19 protein-coding genes are annotated in these 17600 nt (G+C 66.9%); 7 read left to right on the plus strand and 12 right to left on the minus strand.

Translation table 11 applies throughout. From position 1 onward, the window contains the following. The first annotated feature begins 1 nt into the window (after nucleotide 1). Both DDE23_RS10060 and DDE23_RS10065 read left to right on the plus strand, forming a co-directional pair. Nucleotides 2–757, plus strand: a complete 756-nt coding sequence (locus DDE23_RS10060; protein WP_107751142.1) for a beta-keto acid cleavage family enzyme — start codon at nucleotides 2–4, stop codon at nucleotides 755–757. Next, complete coding sequence (locus tag DDE23_RS10065) at nucleotides 754–2079, plus strand: aspartate aminotransferase family protein (RefSeq protein ID WP_107751143.1); 1326 nt, start codon at nucleotides 754–756, stop codon at nucleotides 2077–2079. The genes DDE23_RS10060 and DDE23_RS10065 overlap by 4 nt, the downstream gene beginning before the upstream one ends. A gap of 135 nt (nucleotides 2080–2214) precedes the next feature. Here the strand turns inward: DDE23_RS10065 and kce are convergent, their stop codons facing one another. The 12 genes from kce to DDE23_RS10125 form a co-directional block, all read right to left on the minus strand. Continuing rightward, nucleotides 2215–3147 carry a 3,5-dioxohexanoate:acetyl-CoA acetone transferase gene (gene kce / locus DDE23_RS10070; RefSeq protein ID WP_107751144.1) on the minus strand — a complete coding sequence of 311 codons (933 nt, stop codon included), beginning with the start codon at nucleotides 3145–3147 and terminating at the stop codon, nucleotides 2215–2217. A 1-nt stretch (nucleotide 3148) separates the two neighbouring features. Further along, nucleotides 3149–4165 carry a branched-chain amino acid ABC transporter permease gene (locus tag DDE23_RS10075; RefSeq protein ID WP_107751145.1) on the minus strand — a complete coding sequence of 339 codons (1017 nt, stop codon included), beginning with the start codon at nucleotides 4163–4165 and terminating at the stop codon, nucleotides 3149–3151. Beyond that, nucleotides 4162–5025 carry a branched-chain amino acid ABC transporter permease gene (locus DDE23_RS10080; protein ID WP_107751146.1) on the minus strand — a complete coding sequence of 288 codons (864 nt, stop codon included), beginning with the start codon at nucleotides 5023–5025 and terminating at the stop codon, nucleotides 4162–4164. The genes DDE23_RS10075 and DDE23_RS10080 overlap by 4 nt, the downstream gene beginning before the upstream one ends. Before the next feature lie 3 nt (nucleotides 5026–5028). Next, on the minus strand, nucleotides 5029–5733 hold the full coding sequence (locus DDE23_RS10085; protein WP_107751147.1) for an ABC transporter ATP-binding protein: 705 nt from the start codon (nucleotides 5731–5733) through the stop codon (nucleotides 5029–5031). Continuing rightward, entirely contained in the window at nucleotides 5726–6454 is a 729-nt protein-coding gene (locus tag DDE23_RS10090; RefSeq protein ID WP_107751148.1) for an ABC transporter ATP-binding protein, read from the minus strand. The genes DDE23_RS10085 and DDE23_RS10090 overlap by 8 nt, the downstream gene beginning before the upstream one ends. A gap of 65 nt (nucleotides 6455–6519) precedes the next feature. After that, a complete protein-coding gene (locus DDE23_RS10095; RefSeq protein ID WP_107751149.1) occupies nucleotides 6520–7788 on the minus strand; it encodes an ABC transporter substrate-binding protein in 1269 nt (422 codons plus the stop codon). A gap of 28 nt (nucleotides 7789–7816) precedes the next feature. Beyond that, entirely contained in the window at nucleotides 7817–8479 is a 663-nt protein-coding gene (locus DDE23_RS10100; protein ID WP_107751150.1) for a DAPG hydrolase family protein, read from the minus strand. A 12-nt stretch (nucleotides 8480–8491) separates the two neighbouring features. Beyond that, a complete protein-coding gene (locus DDE23_RS10105; protein WP_107751151.1) occupies nucleotides 8492–9742 on the minus strand; it encodes an ABC transporter substrate-binding protein in 1251 nt (416 codons plus the stop codon). Nucleotides 9743–9777: 35 nt separating this feature from the next. Next, a complete protein-coding gene (locus DDE23_RS10110; RefSeq protein WP_107751152.1) occupies nucleotides 9778–10704 on the minus strand; it encodes a 3-hydroxyacyl-CoA dehydrogenase family protein in 927 nt (308 codons plus the stop codon). Between the two features lie 3 nt (nucleotides 10705–10707). After that, nucleotides 10708–11502, minus strand: a complete 795-nt coding sequence (locus DDE23_RS10115; protein WP_107751153.1) for an SDR family NAD(P)-dependent oxidoreductase — start codon at nucleotides 11500–11502, stop codon at nucleotides 10708–10710. Between the two features lie 4 nt (nucleotides 11503–11506). Further along, entirely contained in the window at nucleotides 11507–11860 is a 354-nt protein-coding gene (locus tag DDE23_RS10120) for a cupin domain-containing protein (protein WP_107751154.1), read from the minus strand. 59 nt (nucleotides 11861–11919) lie between these two features. Beyond that, a complete protein-coding gene (locus DDE23_RS10125; protein WP_170121809.1) occupies nucleotides 11920–12756 on the minus strand; it encodes a cyclase family protein in 837 nt (278 codons plus the stop codon). A gap of 180 nt (nucleotides 12757–12936) precedes the next feature. Between DDE23_RS10125 and DDE23_RS10130 the strand changes: the two genes are divergently transcribed. From DDE23_RS10130 to cysW, 5 genes are all read left to right on the plus strand, one after another. Continuing rightward, complete coding sequence (locus DDE23_RS10130; protein WP_107751155.1) at nucleotides 12937–13692, plus strand: IclR family transcriptional regulator; 756 nt, start codon at nucleotides 12937–12939, stop codon at nucleotides 13690–13692. A 295-nt stretch (nucleotides 13693–13987) separates the two neighbouring features. Then, a complete protein-coding gene (locus DDE23_RS10135; RefSeq protein WP_107751156.1) occupies nucleotides 13988–14455 on the plus strand; it encodes an RrF2 family transcriptional regulator in 468 nt (155 codons plus the stop codon). Nucleotides 14456–14799: 344 nt separating this feature from the next. Continuing rightward, nucleotides 14800–15855, plus strand: a complete 1056-nt coding sequence (locus DDE23_RS10140) for a sulfate ABC transporter substrate-binding protein (RefSeq protein ID WP_107751157.1) — start codon at nucleotides 14800–14802, stop codon at nucleotides 15853–15855. 3 nt (nucleotides 15856–15858) lie between these two features. Next, on the plus strand, nucleotides 15859–16710 hold the full coding sequence (gene cysT, locus DDE23_RS10145; RefSeq protein ID WP_107751158.1) for a sulfate ABC transporter permease subunit CysT: 852 nt from the start codon (nucleotides 15859–15861) through the stop codon (nucleotides 16708–16710). An 11-nt stretch (nucleotides 16711–16721) separates the two neighbouring features. Further along, a complete protein-coding gene (gene cysW, locus DDE23_RS10150) occupies nucleotides 16722–17600 on the plus strand; it encodes a sulfate ABC transporter permease subunit CysW (RefSeq protein ID WP_107751159.1) in 879 nt (292 codons plus the stop codon).

The raw sequence follows: 17600 nt of genomic DNA on the forward strand, positions 1-17600 counted from the left end.
CATGCGCCCCCCTGTCATGGTCGCCCCGAACGGCGCCCGGCGCGGCAAGGCGGATCATCCGGCCTTGCCGGTGACCCTCGCCGAGACCGTCGAGACCGCCCGCGCCTGCCATGCCTCAGGCGCCGAGGCGCTGCATCTGCACATCCGCGACGAGGCCGGCGCGCATTCGCTCGACAGCGGGCGCTACCGCGAGGCCTTGGCCGAACTGGCCCGGCAGATCCCGGGGATGGCGGTGCAGATCACCACCGAGGCGGTCGGAATCTACGACGTGGCGGCGCAATTGCGCTGCCTGACCGAGGTGCAACCAGGCTGGGCCTCGGTCGCGGTGCGCGAGACGGCGCGCGATCTGGCGCTGGCGCCCCGCCTCTACGCGACCTGCGCCGCGCAGGGCACGCGGGTGCAGCATATCCTCTACGATACGGACGACATCGCACTGCTGCGCGACTGGCAGGCGCGCGGGATCGTCCGGCCGGGGCAGGACGGGGTGCTCTTCGTGCTCGGCCGCTACAGCGCTGGTCAGGTCTCGTCGCCCGACGACCTGACGCCGTTCCGCACCGCGCTGCCCGAGGCCGGTGACTGGATGGTCTGCGCCTTCGGTCCCGACGAACATGCCTGCCTTGCCGCTGCCGCCGCCCAGGGCGCGGCGCTGCGCGTGGGTTTCGAGAATTCGCTGACCGGCGCGGACGGTCAGCCGCATCCCGACAACGCCGCCTCGGTCGCAGCGCTGCGGCAACGCCTGGAAAGGACCAGAGCATGAGCCATGTCTTCCCCCGCCATTGCCACACCGATCTGCCGACCGCCGTGTCGGGCGACGGCTGCTACCTGATCGACGCCGAGGGACGGCGCTATTTCGACGGCTCGGGCGGCGCCGCCGTCTCGTGCCTGGGGCATTCCAACGAACGGGTGCGCGCGGCGATCAAGGCGCAGGTCGATGCGCTGGCCTATGCCCACACCAGTTTCTTCACCTCGGAACCGGCCGAGGCGCTGGCCGACCGGCTCATCGCCCGGGCGCCCGGCGATCTGGACCGGGTCTATTTCGTCTCTGGCGGGTCCGAGGCGGTGGAATCGGCGATCAAGCTGGCGCGGCAATACCATCTGGAGCGCGGCGAGCCGCAAAGGCGGCACCTGATCGCCCGGCGCCAGAGCTATCACGGCAACACGCTGGGCGCGCTGTCGGCGGGCGGCAATGCCTGGCGGCGGGCGCAATTCGCGCCGCTGCTGGTCGAGATGAGCCATATCGCGCCCTGCTACGAATACGCCGAACGCGCCGAGGGCGAGAGCCTGCACGATTACGGCCAGCGCACGGCGAACGCGCTGGAAGCCGAGATCCTGCGCCTCGGTCCCGACAGCGTCATGGCCTTCATCGCCGAACCGGTCGTGGGCGCGACCCTGGGCGCAGTGGCGGCGGTCCCCGGCTATTTCACCCGCATCCGCGAGATCTGCGACCGCTACGGCGTGCTGCTGATCCTCGACGAGGTGATGTGCGGCATGGGCCGGACCGGGCATCTTTTCGCCTGCGAGGCGGATGGTGTGGCGCCCGATATCCTGTGTATCGCCAAGGGGTTGGGGGCTGGCTATCAGCCCATCGGGGCGATGCTGTGCTCGAAGGCGATCTATGACGCCATTGCTGCCGGCACCGGGTTTTTCCAGCATGGCCATACCTATCTCGGCCATCCCATCGCCGCCGCCGCAGCGCTGGCCGTGCTGGAGGAATTCGAGGAACAGGACCTGATCGGCCGCGTGTCCCGGCTGGGCCCGGTCTTCGAAACCCTGCTGCGCGACCAATTGGGCCAGCATCCCCATGTCGGCGACATCCGCGGACGCGGGCTGTTCTGGGGGATCGAGCTGGTCGAGGACCGGGCAACCAAGGCGCCGTTCGATCCGGCGCGTGGCCTTGCCGGAAGGGTGAAGCGGATCGCGAAATCCCGGGGGCTCCTGTGCTATCCGATGCCCGGCACACGGGACGGCCGGCTCGGCGATCACATCCTGCTGGCACCGCCTTTCATCGCCGATGAAACTCAGCTGGCCGAGGTCGCAGCCGTGCTCAAGGCGGCGTTGGATGGCGCCCTGGCAGGTTGACGATGCGGCAGGATCGGACCCTCGTTGCCCTCAGGGATCCCATCCTCCCGGCAAGCCGGATCGCTTTGGCGCCCCCGACCCTCGTGGCGCCATCGACATCCTCCGCCGGATGGCATGCGACGCGCAGCGCGTTGTTCAGAACCCGACCCGATCCCCGCCCTTCAGGTCCAGGATCGCCCGCGCCTCGTCGGGGGTGGCGATGTCGTGCCCCAGATCCTCGATGATCCGGCGGACCTTTGCCACCTGTTGGGCATTCGACTCGGCCAGTTCCCCGCGCGAGATGAACAGGCTGTCCTCCAGCCCGACACGAACATGGCCGCCCATCTGGCTGGCCGTCACCGCCAGCGGGATCTGGACCGCCCCCGCCGCCAGCACCGACCAGCGGTACTGATCGCCGAACAGCTTGTCGGCGGTGCGCTTGAGGAACACGAGGTTCTCCACATCCGCGCCGATCCCGCCCAGGATCCCCAGCACGAATTGCAGGAAGATCGGCGCCTTGAAGTGGCCCTGATCCATCATGAACTTCAGGTTGTAGAGGTGGCCAACGTCATAGATTTCATGCTCGAACTTGACGCCATGCGGGGCCAGTGTCTCGGCCGCTTCCTTGATGTCCTTGAAAGTGTTGCGGAAGATATTGCCCTCGGAGCCGGCGACATAGTCGCGTTCCCACGGAAATTTCCACTCGGTGTAGCGCGCCGCCAGCCCGTGGAAGCTGAAGTTCAGCGACCCCATGTTCATCGAGCACATCTCGGGCGAGAAGGCCTTGGCGGGCGCGATCCGCTCCTGGATCGTCGCGGTCAGCGAGCCGCCGGTCGAGATGTTCACCACCGCGTCCGTCGCCTGCTTGATGCGCTGGAGGAAGGGCGCGAAATCATCGGGGTTGATCGAAGGCGCACCCGTCTCGGGGTTCCTCGCATGCAGGTGCAGGATCGAGGCCCCGGCCCCGGCCGCCGCGATCGCCTGGTCGGCGATCTGGTCGTAGGTGTAGGGCAGCGCGTCCGACATGGTGGGCGTGTGGATTGCGCCGGTGACGGCGCAGGTGATGATGGTCTTGGGTTTGCGGGCCAAATCAGGCCTCCTTCTTGGCAAGGCCGCTCACCCGTCGGCTGAGCGGGAACAGTTCGAGGCCCCAGCGGTCGCGCAGGAACCCCCAGAGACCGCGCGGGGCGAACAGCATGATGACGATGGCAACGACACCGAGCGCGATCAAGTAGAGCGTGCCGAGATCGGCCAGCGTCTCGCGCAGGGCGAAGAACACCAGCGTTCCCAGGATCGGACCCTCCAGCGTGCCGATCCCGCCGATCACGACGATGAAGATGACGAAAGCGGTCCAGTCGTTGGCGCTGAAGGCGGCATCGGGCGAAATGCGCAGCTTCTGCAGGAAGATCAACGCGCCGATCAGCGCCGTCAGGCCCGAGACCACGACATAGACGGTGAACTTCGTGCGCCAGATGTCGATGCCGAGCGACCGCGCCGCCAGCTCATTGTCGCGGATCGCCGTCAGCGCCACGCCCTGACGCGACCGCAGCAGCCAGACCACCGTCCCGATCACCAGCATCCCGGCGCCGAGCGCCAGCCACCAGGCCACGGCCTCGCGCGCGTCGCGGCCCTCGGCCAGCGAGCGGACGATATCCGGCGACAGTGAGGTGCCCGAGCCGCCGCCGAGGCTGGCCATCTGGGCAAAGGACAGCCGGAACACCTCGGCCACGACCCAGGTGCCGATGGCGAAATAGGCGCCGCGCAGGCGGAAGATCAGCACGGCGACCGGGGCCGAGATGACGAAACCCGCCAGCACCACCAGAGGCAGCGCGGCATAGGGATGCAGCCCCGCCAGCATGGTCAGCGCGAAGAACAGATAGCCGCCGAAGCCGACATAGGCCTGCTGGCCCACCGACACCAAGCCGGCATAGCCCGCCAGCAGGTTCCACAGCACGGCCAGCGACATGTAGAGCGCGATCTCGCCCATCAGCCGCAGGTCGGCCCGTCCCGCCCACCAGGGCGCGGCGATCAGCAGAAGGACGATCGGCACCAGCACGATCAGCCAGGCGGTCGACAGGCGGGTGCGGCGCGTGACTGACAGGCTCATCCGTCGATCCTCGGAAACAGGCCGCGCGGACGCAGGGCCAGGATGATCAGGAAGACGATGTGACCGGCGAGGATCTGATAGCCCGGGTCGATCTTGGCGCCGATGGTCTGCGCCACGCCCAGGATCACCCCGCCCGCCAAGGTGCCCCAGAGGTTGCCGAGCCCGCCGATGATCACCGCCTCGAAGCCGAAGATCAGCCGCGCGCCACCCGCTGCCGGGTCAAAGGCCGTGCGGATGCCGAGGAACACGCCCGCCAGCGCGGTGACGGCCAAGGACAGGGCCATCGCCAGCCCGAAGATATGCGCGCGGTTGAGCCCCATCAGCTGCGCGACGTCCTGCCGGTCCGAGGTCGCGCGGAACGCCCGCCCCAGCGCGGTGCGGTAGAACATCCATTGCAGCGCGGCGATCACCACGACCGCGGTGACGAAGACCATCACCGGCATCACCCCCACCGCCAGCGGCCCAAGGGTCACCGAGGCCGTCTCGATGGCCCCGGCCTGCAGGTTCTGCGGATCGGCGGAATAGCCCATCAGCAGCACGTTCTGCAGGATCACCGACAGGCCGAATGTGACCAAGAGCGGCGGCAGCAGATCCTCGCCCATCGTGCGGTTCAGGATGAGCCGCTGCAGCGCATAGCCAATGAGCGCCATCGTCGGCACCACCAGCAGCAGCGCGACCAGCGGGTTCAGCCCCAGGCTGACGCCAAAGCTGAGCGCAATGTAGGCCGAGAGCACGATCAGGTCGCCATGCGCGATGTTGACGAGGCGCATCACCCCGAAGATCAGGGACAACCCCGCCGCAAAGAGGGCGTAGAGCCCGCCCAGCAGCGTCCCCTGAAGAATGGCGTTGAGCCAATCCATGCGTCAGACTCCGAAATAGGCGCGGGTGATGTCGTCGCGCGGCACGGTTTGCGATTGGCCTTCCAGCGAGACGCGGCCCTCCTGCAGGCAATAGACCCGCTGCGAGACCGAGAGCGCCTTGGCGATGTCCTGCTCGACGATCACCGCCGTCAGCCCCTCGCCGACAATGCCCGGCAGGGCCTCGTAGATCTGGCGGATGATGACCGGGGCGAGGCCGAGGCTGATCTCGTCCATCAGCACGAGGTCCGGGTTCGCCATCAGCGCGCGGCCGATGGCGACCATCTGCTGCTGGCCCCCGGACAGCGAGGTGGATTGCTGGAGGCGGCGTTCCTTGAGGATCGGGAACAGATCGTAGACGCGCTGCAGGCTCCACGGCCCCTTGCGCCCCAGCTGCCCGCCGATGACGAGGTTTTCCTCGACACTGAGCGAAGGGAACAGAAGCCGCCCCTCGGGCACCAGCGCGATCCCCAACGCCGCGACCTGATCGGCGCGCAGCGCACCGATGAGATGCCCCTTCCACCGGATCGCCTCGGGCGCGTTGCGCAAGAGCCCGGCGATGGAGCGCAGCATGGTCGTCTTGCCCGCGCCATTGGCGCCGATCACCGCCACGACCTCGCCGGGGTTGACCGTCAGGTTGACGCCATAGAGCGCCTGAAAATCTCCGTAATGCGCATTCAGCGCCTGAAGGCTGAGGATCGCGTCAGCCATCGGCTTCGATCCCCAGATAGATTTCCCTGACCTCGCGCGACTGCATGATCGCCTGCGGTTCGCCCTCGGCGATCTTGCGGCCGAAATCGATGACCATCAGGCGGCCGACCACGGCAAGGAGGGCGTGCACGACATGCTCGATCCAGACGATGGAAACGCCGGTCGCGTGAACGTCGCGGATCGTCTGGATCAGCGACTGGCATTCGTGTTCGGTCAGCCCCCCGGCGATCTCGTCCAGCAGGATGACGCGGGGCCTGGCACAAAGCGCGCGGCTGAGTTCCAGCCGCTTGCGTTCCAAAAGCGTCAGCCCGCCCGCCTGCCCGTTCGCCTTGGCGATGAGCCCGGTGCGGTCCAGCACGTCGAGGCACAAAGCCTCGGCCGCGCGGCCGGACAGGCCCGCGCCTTGGGTTGCCGCGACATAGGCATTCTCGAACACCGTCATATGCGCGAAGGGCTGCGGCACCTGAAAGCTGCGGGCGATCCCGGCGCGGCAGCGCTTCGCCGCCGACCAGCCGGTGATGTCCTGCCCGCCCAGCCGGATCTGGCCCGCATCCGCCCTCAGCGTCCCGGTCACGAGGTTGAACATCGAGGTCTTGCCCGCGCCGTTCGGGCCGATCACCCCCAGCGCCTCGCCGGGGGCGAGCGACCATGACTGGTCGTCCGCCACCACGACGGCGCCGAAGGCCTTCTTCACGCCCTGAAGTTCGAGGATCGCTGACATGGTCTCTCCCGCAGGTTCGGGTTCAAGGGTCGCGGGCTGCCGTCCGCCGGCGGCCCCCTTCGCAATCACGCCAGCAGCATCAGCTCACCGGTGGTGGGGATGTTCGGCGCGGTGGCGTTGGCGATGATCTTCAGGTCGATCCCGTCGCCCTCGCGTTGCCATTGCCCGGCGACCAGCGGCGTCTTGGTGACATTCGGCACCGGCCCGGCCGCCCAGTTCACCGGGCCGACGATGGTGTTCATGTCGGTCGCGGCGATGGCGGCAATGATCGCCTCGGGGTCGTCCAGATCCTCGGCGCGGGCGACGACATCGGCCACGACCTCGAACAATGCGTGTTTGAAGCCGATGGGCTGGGTCCAGGGACGGCCCGTCGCCTGCATGTAGCCGCCCGCCAGATCGCCGGCCGAGGCGCCGGTCAGCGAGGACGAGAACGGATGGGACGGCGACCACCAGACCTCGGACGAGAGGCCAATGCCCCGCTCGCCGAGCCCCTGGATCACGGACGGGAACAGCAGCGCCTTGCCGATGGTGACGATCTTCGGGTTGAAGCCCTGCTGCGCCGCCTGACTCCAGAAGGTGCCGAAATCGGGCGGGATCATGTTGCCGGTGACGATCTCGCAGCCCGCTTCCTTGAAAGCGTTGATGTAGTTCGAGAAATCGTCGGTCATCGGCTGGTAGCGGCCCGGATCGACCAGATCGTAACCTGCCGCGGCCAAAGGCGTGGGCAGGCCCCGCTGCGGATCGCCCCAGGCGTTGCCGTCGGCGTCGTTCGGGAAGAGGCCGCCCACCGCCTTCGCCACGCCCGAGCCGTCCCACATGGCCAGGAAGGCGCCGATCACGTCCTCGAGCCCCCAGAAGAAATGGTAGGTGCTGGCGAAGCCCTGAGCCGGATTGCCGCCGCGGCCGAAGAAATAGGGCTGCCACGGGCAGTCGGTGGTGATGCAGGGCACCTCGTTGATCTCGGCCTGATCCGAGACCGGGTTCACGGTGTCGGGGGTCGAGGCGGCGACGATGATGTCGACCTCGTCGGACAGGATCAGCTCGCTGGCGACTTCCGCCGCGCGGTTCGGGTTCGACTGGCTGTCCTTCGAGAGGATCTCGATCTGCCAGCTGCGGCCGTTGTTGTCGATGCCAGCCCCGAAACGCTCGGTTATCGCCTGCAGGATATAGTCGTCGGCTTCGGCGAAACCGGCCAGCGGGCCGGTGCGCGGGCTCACATGGCCCACCTTGATCGTGGGGGTCTGCGCATAGGCCCGGGTTGCCCGAAGGATCGCAGGCGCCGCCAGCAGCGCCGAGGTTCCGGTCAGGAAATGCCGTCTGTTCAGGGTATTCATCGTCTCGTCCTCCCCAGTTCGAGAATGTTCAGAAGCGCGCATCCTGTGTGACCTGCCGGTAGAGAACCGGCAGGAGGTCGGCCAGATAGCCCATCTCCTCGATGGCATGACGGTGCAGGCGGGTGCAGAAATCCTCGGTCAGCGCCTCGCGCCGGATTGTCTGGACAACCGCGTCCGGCAGCTGGGTCGTCAGGTCCTGATGATGCACGTCGCCCATCCAGAACCGGGTCCGCATCTCGCAGCCGTAGTCCGTGTTGCGCACGAAATGGGTCATGTGGCCCAGGTTGATCGGCCGCTCAAGGCTGCCGGGACGGGCGCAGACGGCGATGCCGTCGACGGCGTCATAGCCTGCCGGATCGAAGACCTCATGCGGGTCGCGGAAATGGATGCGCAGTTTGTGGACCTCGCCGTCGCCGCCGAGGGTTTCGTGCACCAGATGCTTGGCACCATAGTAATTGCCGCCGTTGCCCCGGTCCTCCCAGTCGCTGAAGATATGGTCGACCGGGTGCCAGAGCTTGTACTGGTCGGTGCCCCCCAGCCATCCGAACCACCAATGCACCATCTTGGCGCGGCAATGCGGCATCCGGGTCAACGCGGCGATGGTCACCGAGCCGTCGTCATGGCGGATGATCCCCGATTCCAGCGGCAGATAGCCGGGCTTCAGCATCTCGTTACGGTCTTCAAAGCGCATGGCGGGCCTCCCTCACATCACTTCCATCGGCCGGGTGACAGGCACCGGCAGATCCGTCGGATTGGCGGCGATCTCGATGGACCAGCCGTCGGCACCGTGGTGCCATTGCCCGCCCATCATCGCAGACTTGGCCACGTTCGCGATGGTCGAGGCATTCCAGTCCGCGATGCCCAGCGTCGTCTCGCAGCGTGTGTCCCGGATCGCGGCGATGACGCTTGCAGCGTCGTCGGGGTCCGAGGCCCGCTTCAGCACATCGACGGCAAGGTCCAGCAGCGCATGTTTCATGCCGAGGGTCTGAACCCAGGGACGGCCGGTCGCCGTGCGCCAGGCCTCGGCGATCTGCGCGGCGCTCTGCCCGGTCGAGGCCGAGGTGAAGGAAAATGCCGGATGCCAGCCCAGCTCGCAGGACAGCCCCTCGCCACTGTCACCGGCGGCTTCGAGGATATTGGGCAAAAGCAGGCTCTTGCCGATGGTCGTGACCCTGGGCCGCAACCCCTGCTGATGCGATTGCGTCCAGTAGGTCAGGAATTCCGGCGGGATCATCGTGCCCATGACGATATCGACATCGGCCGACTGGAACTGGCCGATGATGGTGCTGAAATCGTCGGTCATCGGCGTGTAGCGGCCGGGATCGACGACCTCGTAGCCGGCTTGGGCCAGCGCCGGCGGGAAGCCGAACTGCGCGTCGCCCCAGGCGTTGCCATCGGCGTCGTTGGCCAGCAGAAGGCCGACCCTGCGGTTTGTCGCGACCCCGTCCCAGAGCTTGAGATAGGCAGCGATCACGTCCTCAAGGCCAAAGGCGAACAGATAGGTCATCTCGAACCCCTGCCCCGGGTTCGATCCGCGTCCCATCACGAAGGACTGCCACGGGCAGGCGGTGGACAGGCTCGGCACGCCATTGAGTTCGCATTGATCGGCCACCGGGTTCACGGTGTCCGGCCCCCCGGCCGAGAGGATCAGCGAAACCTCGTCGCGCAGGATCAGTTCGGACGCCACTTCCGACGCGCGATTGGCCGACGACTGGCTGTCCTTGACGATGATCTCGATCGGGCGGCCATTGGCGCCCTGCGACAGCACCCCGGCGTATTGCGCCAACACGAACGTGTCCGGCTCGGCGAAGAAGGCCAGCGGTCCGGTCGTCGGTGTCACCAATCCCACGCGGATCGGCCCATCGGCGGCCCGCAAGCCGGTCGGCAGCAGCGCCGGAACGGCCAGCGCCGCGCCGGAGGTTCCCAGGAATGCCCTGCGGTTCAGTCGTCCCATGTCTCGTCCTCCCCAGTCCGATGTGTCGAAAAGCGTCAGTCGTCCAGAATCTTGTCCAGCTTCCCCAGATGCGTGGTGACCCGGTTGCGGACCGCGGTGGCCTGTTCGGGCGTCCATTTTCGGAACCCCGCGCCTGATTTCATGCCGAGTTTGCCGTCGGCGACCAGCTGCCTGAGATACGGCGAGGGGCCCGGACGGTTCTCGATATCGGCCAGAACCGTTTCGTGGATGGCCAGCGTCAGGTCGGTGCCCACCAGGTCGGCATTTTCCAGCGGACCCAGCACCGAGAGCCTGCGCCCGAAGCAGGATTTCACCACGGTATCGACGGATTCCGCGTCGCAGATCCCGCGCTCGACCAAGCTCACCGCCTCGCGCCAGAGCGCGTGCTGCAGCCGGTTGCCGATGAACCCGGGCACGTCCTTGTCGACGCGGACGGGCGTTTTCCCGGCTTCGGCCAGCAGCGCCATCATCGAGGCCATCGCGGGTTCGGCGGTCCATTCGGTGCGGATCACTTCGACCAGCGGGATCATGTGCGGCGGGTTCCACCAATGCGTCCCCAGCGCGCGGTCCTTGTGCGTCAGCCCCTGCATGATCCCGGTGATCGGCATGACCGAGGTATTGGACGCAAGGAGGCAGTCGCGCGGCGCATGGGCCTCGATCTCGGCGAAGATCGACTGCTTCAGCGCCATCGCCTCGGGCGCGGCCTCGAACACCGCGCTGGCCTGCGCCACGGTCGACGCGAGGGTGTCATGCACCGCGATCCGCGACAGAGCGGCGGCGATTTCCGCTGCGTCATGACCCATGAGGGTCATCGATTCACGCACGCGGGCGGGTAGCGCGGCCCGCGCCTCGGGCATGGGATCAGTGATCGCCACGCCCAGCCCCGCGCGGGCCATGACAAGGGCGATGCCGTGGCCCATGAGCCCCGCGCCGATCACCCCGATGAGACGGTCCTGCACCATGGATCAGCCCGCCGTATAGCCGCCGTCGGCATAAAGGATATGCCCGGTGTAGAAATCGGACGCCTTCGAGGCGAGGAACAACAGCGGCCCCGCCAGATCCTCGGGCTCGCCCAGCCGGCCCTTCGGCACCCGGGCCAGGAACCCGCCGCGCACGGCCTTGGCGTTGTCATCCTCGCCGAACATCCACGCGGTCAGCGGGCTGCGGAAGACCGTCGGCGCGATGGCGTTGACGGTGATCCCGGTCGGCCCCAATTCGCATCCCAGCGCCTTGGTGATGCCGTCGACCGCCGCTTTCGAGGCGCAATAGGCGGTGTACCCCGCCGGATGTCCCAGCAGCCCCCGGGCCGAGGACACGAGCACGATCTTGCCCCCCCTCCCCTGCGCCTTCATCTGCCGTGTCGCCGCGCGGGCCATCAGCCAGCTTTGCGTGACATTGGCATCCATCACGGACAGGAAGGTGTCGGGCGCCATCTCGTCGATCTTCGCAACCTTGTTCGTCCCCGAGGCGACGACGAGGATATCGCAGGCTCCGAAGGCCGCGACCGCCGCCGCGATCAGCCCCTCGCAGGCGGCTTCGGTCTCGGGGCGGACATTGGCCTCCAGCACTTCGGCGCCGCTGTCGCGGCATTCCCCGGCGATCTCGGCCAGCGCGGAGGCATTGCCCGCCGCCAGCACCAACCGGCAACCGGCGCCCGCCAGCACGCGGGCCGCGACCATGCCGAAGGCGCCCGAGGCCCCGGTGATTACGGCAACCTTGCCCGCCACCTCGAACATCGACAGGGGATTCATCAGGCGCATGGCCTCACTCGCTTTTCGGCTGACGCGGATAGGGGATGACGACCAGCATCTTGCAGACGTGGTTCGAGCGGTTCTCGATGCGGCGCAGCTGGCCCGGCGGGATGGTGCAGCTGTCCAAGGCCCGCAAAACCTCGGTCCGGCCGTCCCATTCGAGGGTCATCTCCCCCTCCAGAACCACATAGACCTTCTCGAACGGCGTCTGATCCGGCCCCGCGCCGCCGCCCGGCAGAAACTGGCTGTAGCCGATCCACTGGTTGGTCGGCCCGCCCTCTTCGAAGCCTTGCAGGCGAAGTCCCACGACGCCCCAATGGTTCGGCGCGTCATAGGGCCGGGCCTCGGCGTATCGCTTGATGTGCATGATCTCTCCCCCCGACCGGCGCCGGTAGGATGGGCAATATTGCCCATCCTACGTCCCGCTCAGATCGCGTTGCCGCGTTCGATGCGGTAGTCGCCGGACTTGTCGATCATCGCCACCAGACGGATGATACAGCCGTCGCCCCGGTCCCAGTTCCAGGGGAAGAAGGCGAAGGTGCAGCGTTTGCCTGTCACCGCATCCAGATCGCCGCCGACATTCTCGATGCCCATGATCCCGTTCCTGAACAGGATGTTGTGCACCGGCTCCCACTCCGGGAAAGCGTCCTTCCAGTCCACGCCGCCCGACCATTCCTTGTATTCCTCGGCCAGATGCGGCAGCAGCGGACCGTTGCGCTGCGGACCGATCGCGGTCGCCAGCGGATGGTCGTTGGCCTGCGTGTCGTGGCCCACCACCTTCACGCCCTTCTCGACCATCCATTCACCGGCGGATTTCACGAAGCCCGGGCAATAGGCGAAGTAATCGCCATCCTCGTACTGCTTGTGCCAACCGGTGTTGACGATCAGCACGTCGCCCTTGCGGATCGACTTGCCGCAGGCCGCTTCCAGATCGTCATAGGTGATCGGCTCCCATTTCTTCTTGGGCATCGACACCACGATGCCCGAGCCGAAGAAATGCGGCAGCGGCACCTCGTCGATGAAGGGCGTGCCCTGCACCACATGGGCGGGCGCGTCGATATGGGTCGTCGCATGCATGGTCGTCGTGATACGCTGCGACAGCACCCCCGACTTCGCCATGTAATGGATACGCTCGATCTTCGTATCCTCGAAATACGGCCAGTTCGGGTTCTGGAAACCGAAGCGGTGGCTCAGGTTGTAGAATTCCAGACCCATGCTGTTGTCGAGGTTCCCCTCGAATTCGATGCCGCGGACCTTGACCATCTCGGCTCCTCCCTCCCGATACGTCTTGCCGATCTTGCACCGCAATATGGTGCGTTCGGTTCGTTATACGGTACATCCACGAGTCGCGCCGCGTCAACAAAATTCTGGGGCACCTGTACCGCATTGCAGATCAGGTCATTCCTGCTGTATTGCTACGCGGACAAGAACAACGGGGCAGCCATGAGCGACAGCGATCACGGACGGTCGGGCATCCAGGTGATCGCGCGTGCCGCGGCGATCCTGCGCGTGTTGCGCGACAACACCGAGGGGATGAGCCTGGGGCAGATTGCCGACCGGGTGGAGCTGCCCCGCTCGACGGTCCAGCGCATTGTCGGGGCCCTTCAGGCCGAGCGGCTGGTCATCGCCACCTCTTCGGGCGGCTCGATCCGGCTGGGCCCCGAGATTACCGCCCTGTCCGAGGCGACGCGCTACAACGTTGTCGAGGAATGCCGGTTGCACCTGTCCGAACTCTCGCGGCGGTTGGGCGAGACGGCGGATCTGTCGGTATTGCGGGGCGCCGGGATGATCTTCCTCGACCAGGTGCCCGGGACGCACCGCCTGCGCACCATTTCCGCCGTGGGCGATGTCTTCCCGCTGACGACAACCGCCAATGGCCGCGCCGCCCTGGCCCTCCTGCCGGAGGCCGAAGCCCGGAGCCTGGTCGAGGCGGAGTGGAAACGCGCGCATCAGCCGGGTGACTGGATGGCCTTCGCGCGGATGCTCACCGATATCCGCAGCCAAGGCATCGCCGAGGACGCCGATGAGCATACGATCGGCATCTCGGCGCTGGGTGGCGCCTTCCGCGACCGCAACGGCGAGATCCACGCCATCTCGGTTCCTGTCCCCACGCCGCGCTTTCTGGCGATGCGCGGAACCGTCGAGGCCGAGCTGCGCGTAACACTCGACCGCGTGCGCCAGCACTTCGGCGGAAGTTAGCAGCTGCCACTCGTTTCTGGTCTGATCCCGGAAGACGGGACCGTCCGACCTGGCGCTTCCGGGTGGATCATCGGCCTGAGTGGGGGGCTGGACACGTCCGGAAGCGCGCAAACTTCCGCAGCGCGGGCCATCGGGTCGGATCCGCAGAAGGGGTGCTTTTGTGCAGCGTGCTGGCTGGTCGCGGTGTCACCGTCGCCCGCGGCAGGTATCCGGCAAGCCGGCCTTTCCGTGAAATCACGACTGCTTCCTGCGTGATTTTCATTGAGCCGGGATTTCGGGTGTCGTATCGACAGACATGATCACGCAGAAGATGAAATACGGCCTTAAGGCGCTGATGATTCTGGCCGCTGAGCGGGCGGGCGAGGGTCGTGCTTTGCGGATCGAGGAGATCGCGACGCGCTCGGGAACGCCGAAGCGGTTTCTGGAACATATCCTGCTGGAAATCCGCAACGCGGGTTTCATCGCCTCGGTACGCGGCCGACATGGCGGCTACGCGCTGATAAAAGAGCCGCGCGAGGTATCGCTGAGCGAGCTGATGCGGCTGATCGACGGGCCGATCGCCCCCCTGCCCTGCCTGTCGCGCCGGGCCTACCAGAAATGCGAGGATTGCCCGGACGAGGAAAGCTGTCGGCTTCGGCAGGTCTTCGGCCAGGTCTTCTGGTCCTATCTTCTGCTGATCGATTCCCTGACCCTGGCGGATCTGGTCGATCAGCCCGAATCCTCCGGCGGGACCGCGGCCGCGGCGTTGAAGCTCGGGCTCTGAACCCCCTGCAAGGGCGGAAGCCACGCAGGCCCCCTTGGCGGGAGAATGCTCTTCCAAAATCACGACAGATTTAGCCGTAATTATTCCGTTGCTAATCACGATTATCTCTGTCGTTATTATGCTCATGAAGACCTCGGCTTCCCAGGACAGGAGGACAAGATGTTCCCATGCAGCCCTTTCCCGCCCGCCCCGACACGACCGGTCGAAGACCAGAACGCCGCCCGCCCCGAGGCCGCCGCTTCCCTTCGCCGCTCGGACCGGGGGGCGTGATGACCCATATCCCCCGTCTTTCGTTTCACACGCTCCCTGCCCCTCTGCGCCGTGCGACACAGGAAACCCGACCGATGACCTTCGATTCCGACATCCTGCCCTCGGCCCGTGCTGCCAGCCCCCAGGGGCCTGACGCCTGGACAAGTCTTGCCGCGGCGACGCTGCTCGGCCTTGCCGCGCTGGTCGGCTTTGCCCAGGCGGCACCGGCGCAGGCCCTGCTGAACGTGAGCTACGACCCGACGCGCGAGCTTTACCGTGACTACAACGCCTGGTTCGCCGATTGGTGGGTCGCGCAGGGCCACCCGCGGCCGGAGATCCAGACGTCACACGGCGGATCGGGTGCCCAGGCCCGTGCGGTGATCGACGGGCTGGGCGCGCAGGTGGTGACGCTGGCCCTTGCCAGCGACATCGACGCCATCGCCTCGCGGACCGACAGGATCCCGGCGGAGTGGCAGCAGGCGCTGCCGCAGAATTCCTCGCCTTACACGTCGACAATCGTGTTCCTGGTGCGCGAGGGTAACCCCGAGACCATCCAGGACTGGGATGACCTGATCCGCGACGGGATCGAGGTCATCACGCCGAACCCCAAGACCAGCGGCGGCGCCCGCTGGAACTACCTGGCCGCCTGGGGCTATGCGCAAGAGAACGGGCTCGACCCGCGCGCATTCGTCGGCGCCCTCTATCGCAACGTGCCGGTGCTGGACACGGGCGCCCGGGGCGCGACCACGACCTTCGTACAACGGGGCCTGGGCGACGTACTGCTCGCCTGGGAAAACGAGGCCTATCTGGCGCTGGCCGAACTGGGCGACGATCAGTTCGACATCGTCGTGCCGTCGATCTCGGTGCTGGCCGAGCCGCCGGTGGCGCTGGTGCCGGGCAATGTCACGGATGACGCGACGCGGGCGCTCGCCTCGGCCTATCTGGAGCAGCTCTATTCGCCCGAGGGGCAGGCCATCGCGCTCAGAAACTTCTACCGCGCCTGGGATACTTCGGCCGCGGCACCCGAGGATGTTGCCCGCTTCCCCGAGGTGAACCGCCTGCCGATAGACTATTTCGGCGGCTGGGCGGTCGCGCAGCCCGAACATTTCGCCGATGGCGGTGTCTTCGACCAGATCTATACGGCGCCCTGAGCCATGGCGACGCGGCCCTTCATCCTCAAGGCGCCCACCCCGATGCCGGGGTGGGGGCTGTCCTTCGGGATCTTGCTGACGATGCTGTCAATCATCGTGCTGATCCCGATGGGCGTGCTGCTCTGGCGCGGATTTGTCGGCTTCGGCGCGGCCGAGATCTGGGCGGTGGTCAACCGCCCCCGGGTCTGGGCCGCGCTGGCATTGAGCTTTCGCGCGGCGCTGGTCGCCGCGCTGTTCAATCTGGTGTTCGGGGTCCTGCTGGCCTGGATTCTCGTGCGCTACCGCTTCCCGGGAAAACGGCTCATCGACGCAGCGGTCGACCTGCCCTTCGCGCTGCCCACCGCCGTCGCAGGCATCGCACTGACGGCGATCTACGCCCCGAACGGCGTGTTCGGCTCGGTGATCGGACAGGCCTTCGGCATCCGTGTGGCCTATACCGAGCTGGGCATCTGGATCGCGCTGATCTTCGTCGGACTGCCCTTCGTTGTGCGCACCGTGCAGCCGGTGATCGAGGAGATCGACCGCGAGACCGAGGAGGCCAGCGCAACCCTGGGCGCCAGCCGATTGCGCACCCTGACCCATGTGGTCCTGCCGATGCTGGCCCCCGCCGCGCTGACGGGCTTTGCCCTCGCCCTGGCCAGGTCAGTGGGGGAATACGGATCGGTCATCTTCATCGCCGGCAACCTGCCGAACGTGACCGAGATCGCGCCGCTGCTCATCGTCATCCGGCTGGAGGAATTCGACTATGACGGCGCGGTCGCCATCGCCATCGCCATGCTGGCCATCTCCTTCACGCTGCTGCTGGCGATCAACCTGATCCAGATCTGGAGCCGACGCCGCATGGGCGCGGTGTGAAAGGGGAACCCATGGCCCATTGCGTGCCTCTCGCGGCGCGTCCCCGCCGCCTTCGATCCGCCACCACCGAACCCCGCGTGGTCAAGGGGGTGCTGATCGCGCTCTGCCTTGCCGTGCTGAGCGTTCTGCTCTTCGCCCCGCTGATCGCGGTCTTCGACGAGGCGTTGCGACGCGGCTGGGCCTTCGCGCTGGCGTCCCTGGGGGAACCGGACGCCCAGGCGGCGATCCGGCTGACGCTGAGCGTGGCGGCCCTCGTCGTGCCGCTGAACGCGGCCTTCGGCATCGCCGCCGCCTGGGCCATCACCAAGTTCGACTGGCGTGGCAAGGCCTGGGTCATCACGCTGATCGACCTGCCCTTCTCGATCTCGCCGGTCGTTGCGGGCCTGTTGTTCGTGTTGATGTTCGGCGCGAACTCGGCCTTTGGCGCCTGGCTGGTGGCCAGCGGCTTTCCCATCGTCTTTGCCGTGCCGGGGATCGTGCTGGCGACGCTGTTCATCACCTTCCCCTTCATCGCCCGCGAATTGATCCCGGTCATGCTGGAACAGGGCCGGGCAGAGGAAGAGGCCGCGCTGACCCTCGGGGCGTCGGGGTCGCGGGTCTTCCTGACCGTGACGCTGCCCAACATCCGCTGGGCGCTGCTCTATGGCGTCCTGCTCTGCAATGCCCGGGCGATGGGCGAGTTCGGCGCGGTCGCGGTCGTCTCGGGCAAGATCCGCGGCCAGACCACCACGATGCCGCTGATGATCGAGATGTTCTACAACGAATACCTCTCGGTCGCGGCCTTCACCATGGCGAGTGTCCTCGCGCTTCTGGCTTTCGTCACGCTTGTCCTGAAATCGGCCCTGGAATGGCGCCATGCCGATCAGCTGGCCGCCACCCACCGCCACTGA

Source organism: Pararhodobacter aggregans, from assembly GCF_003075525.1.
Taxonomy (GTDB): Bacteria; Pseudomonadota; Alphaproteobacteria; order Rhodobacterales; family Rhodobacteraceae; genus Pararhodobacter; species Pararhodobacter aggregans.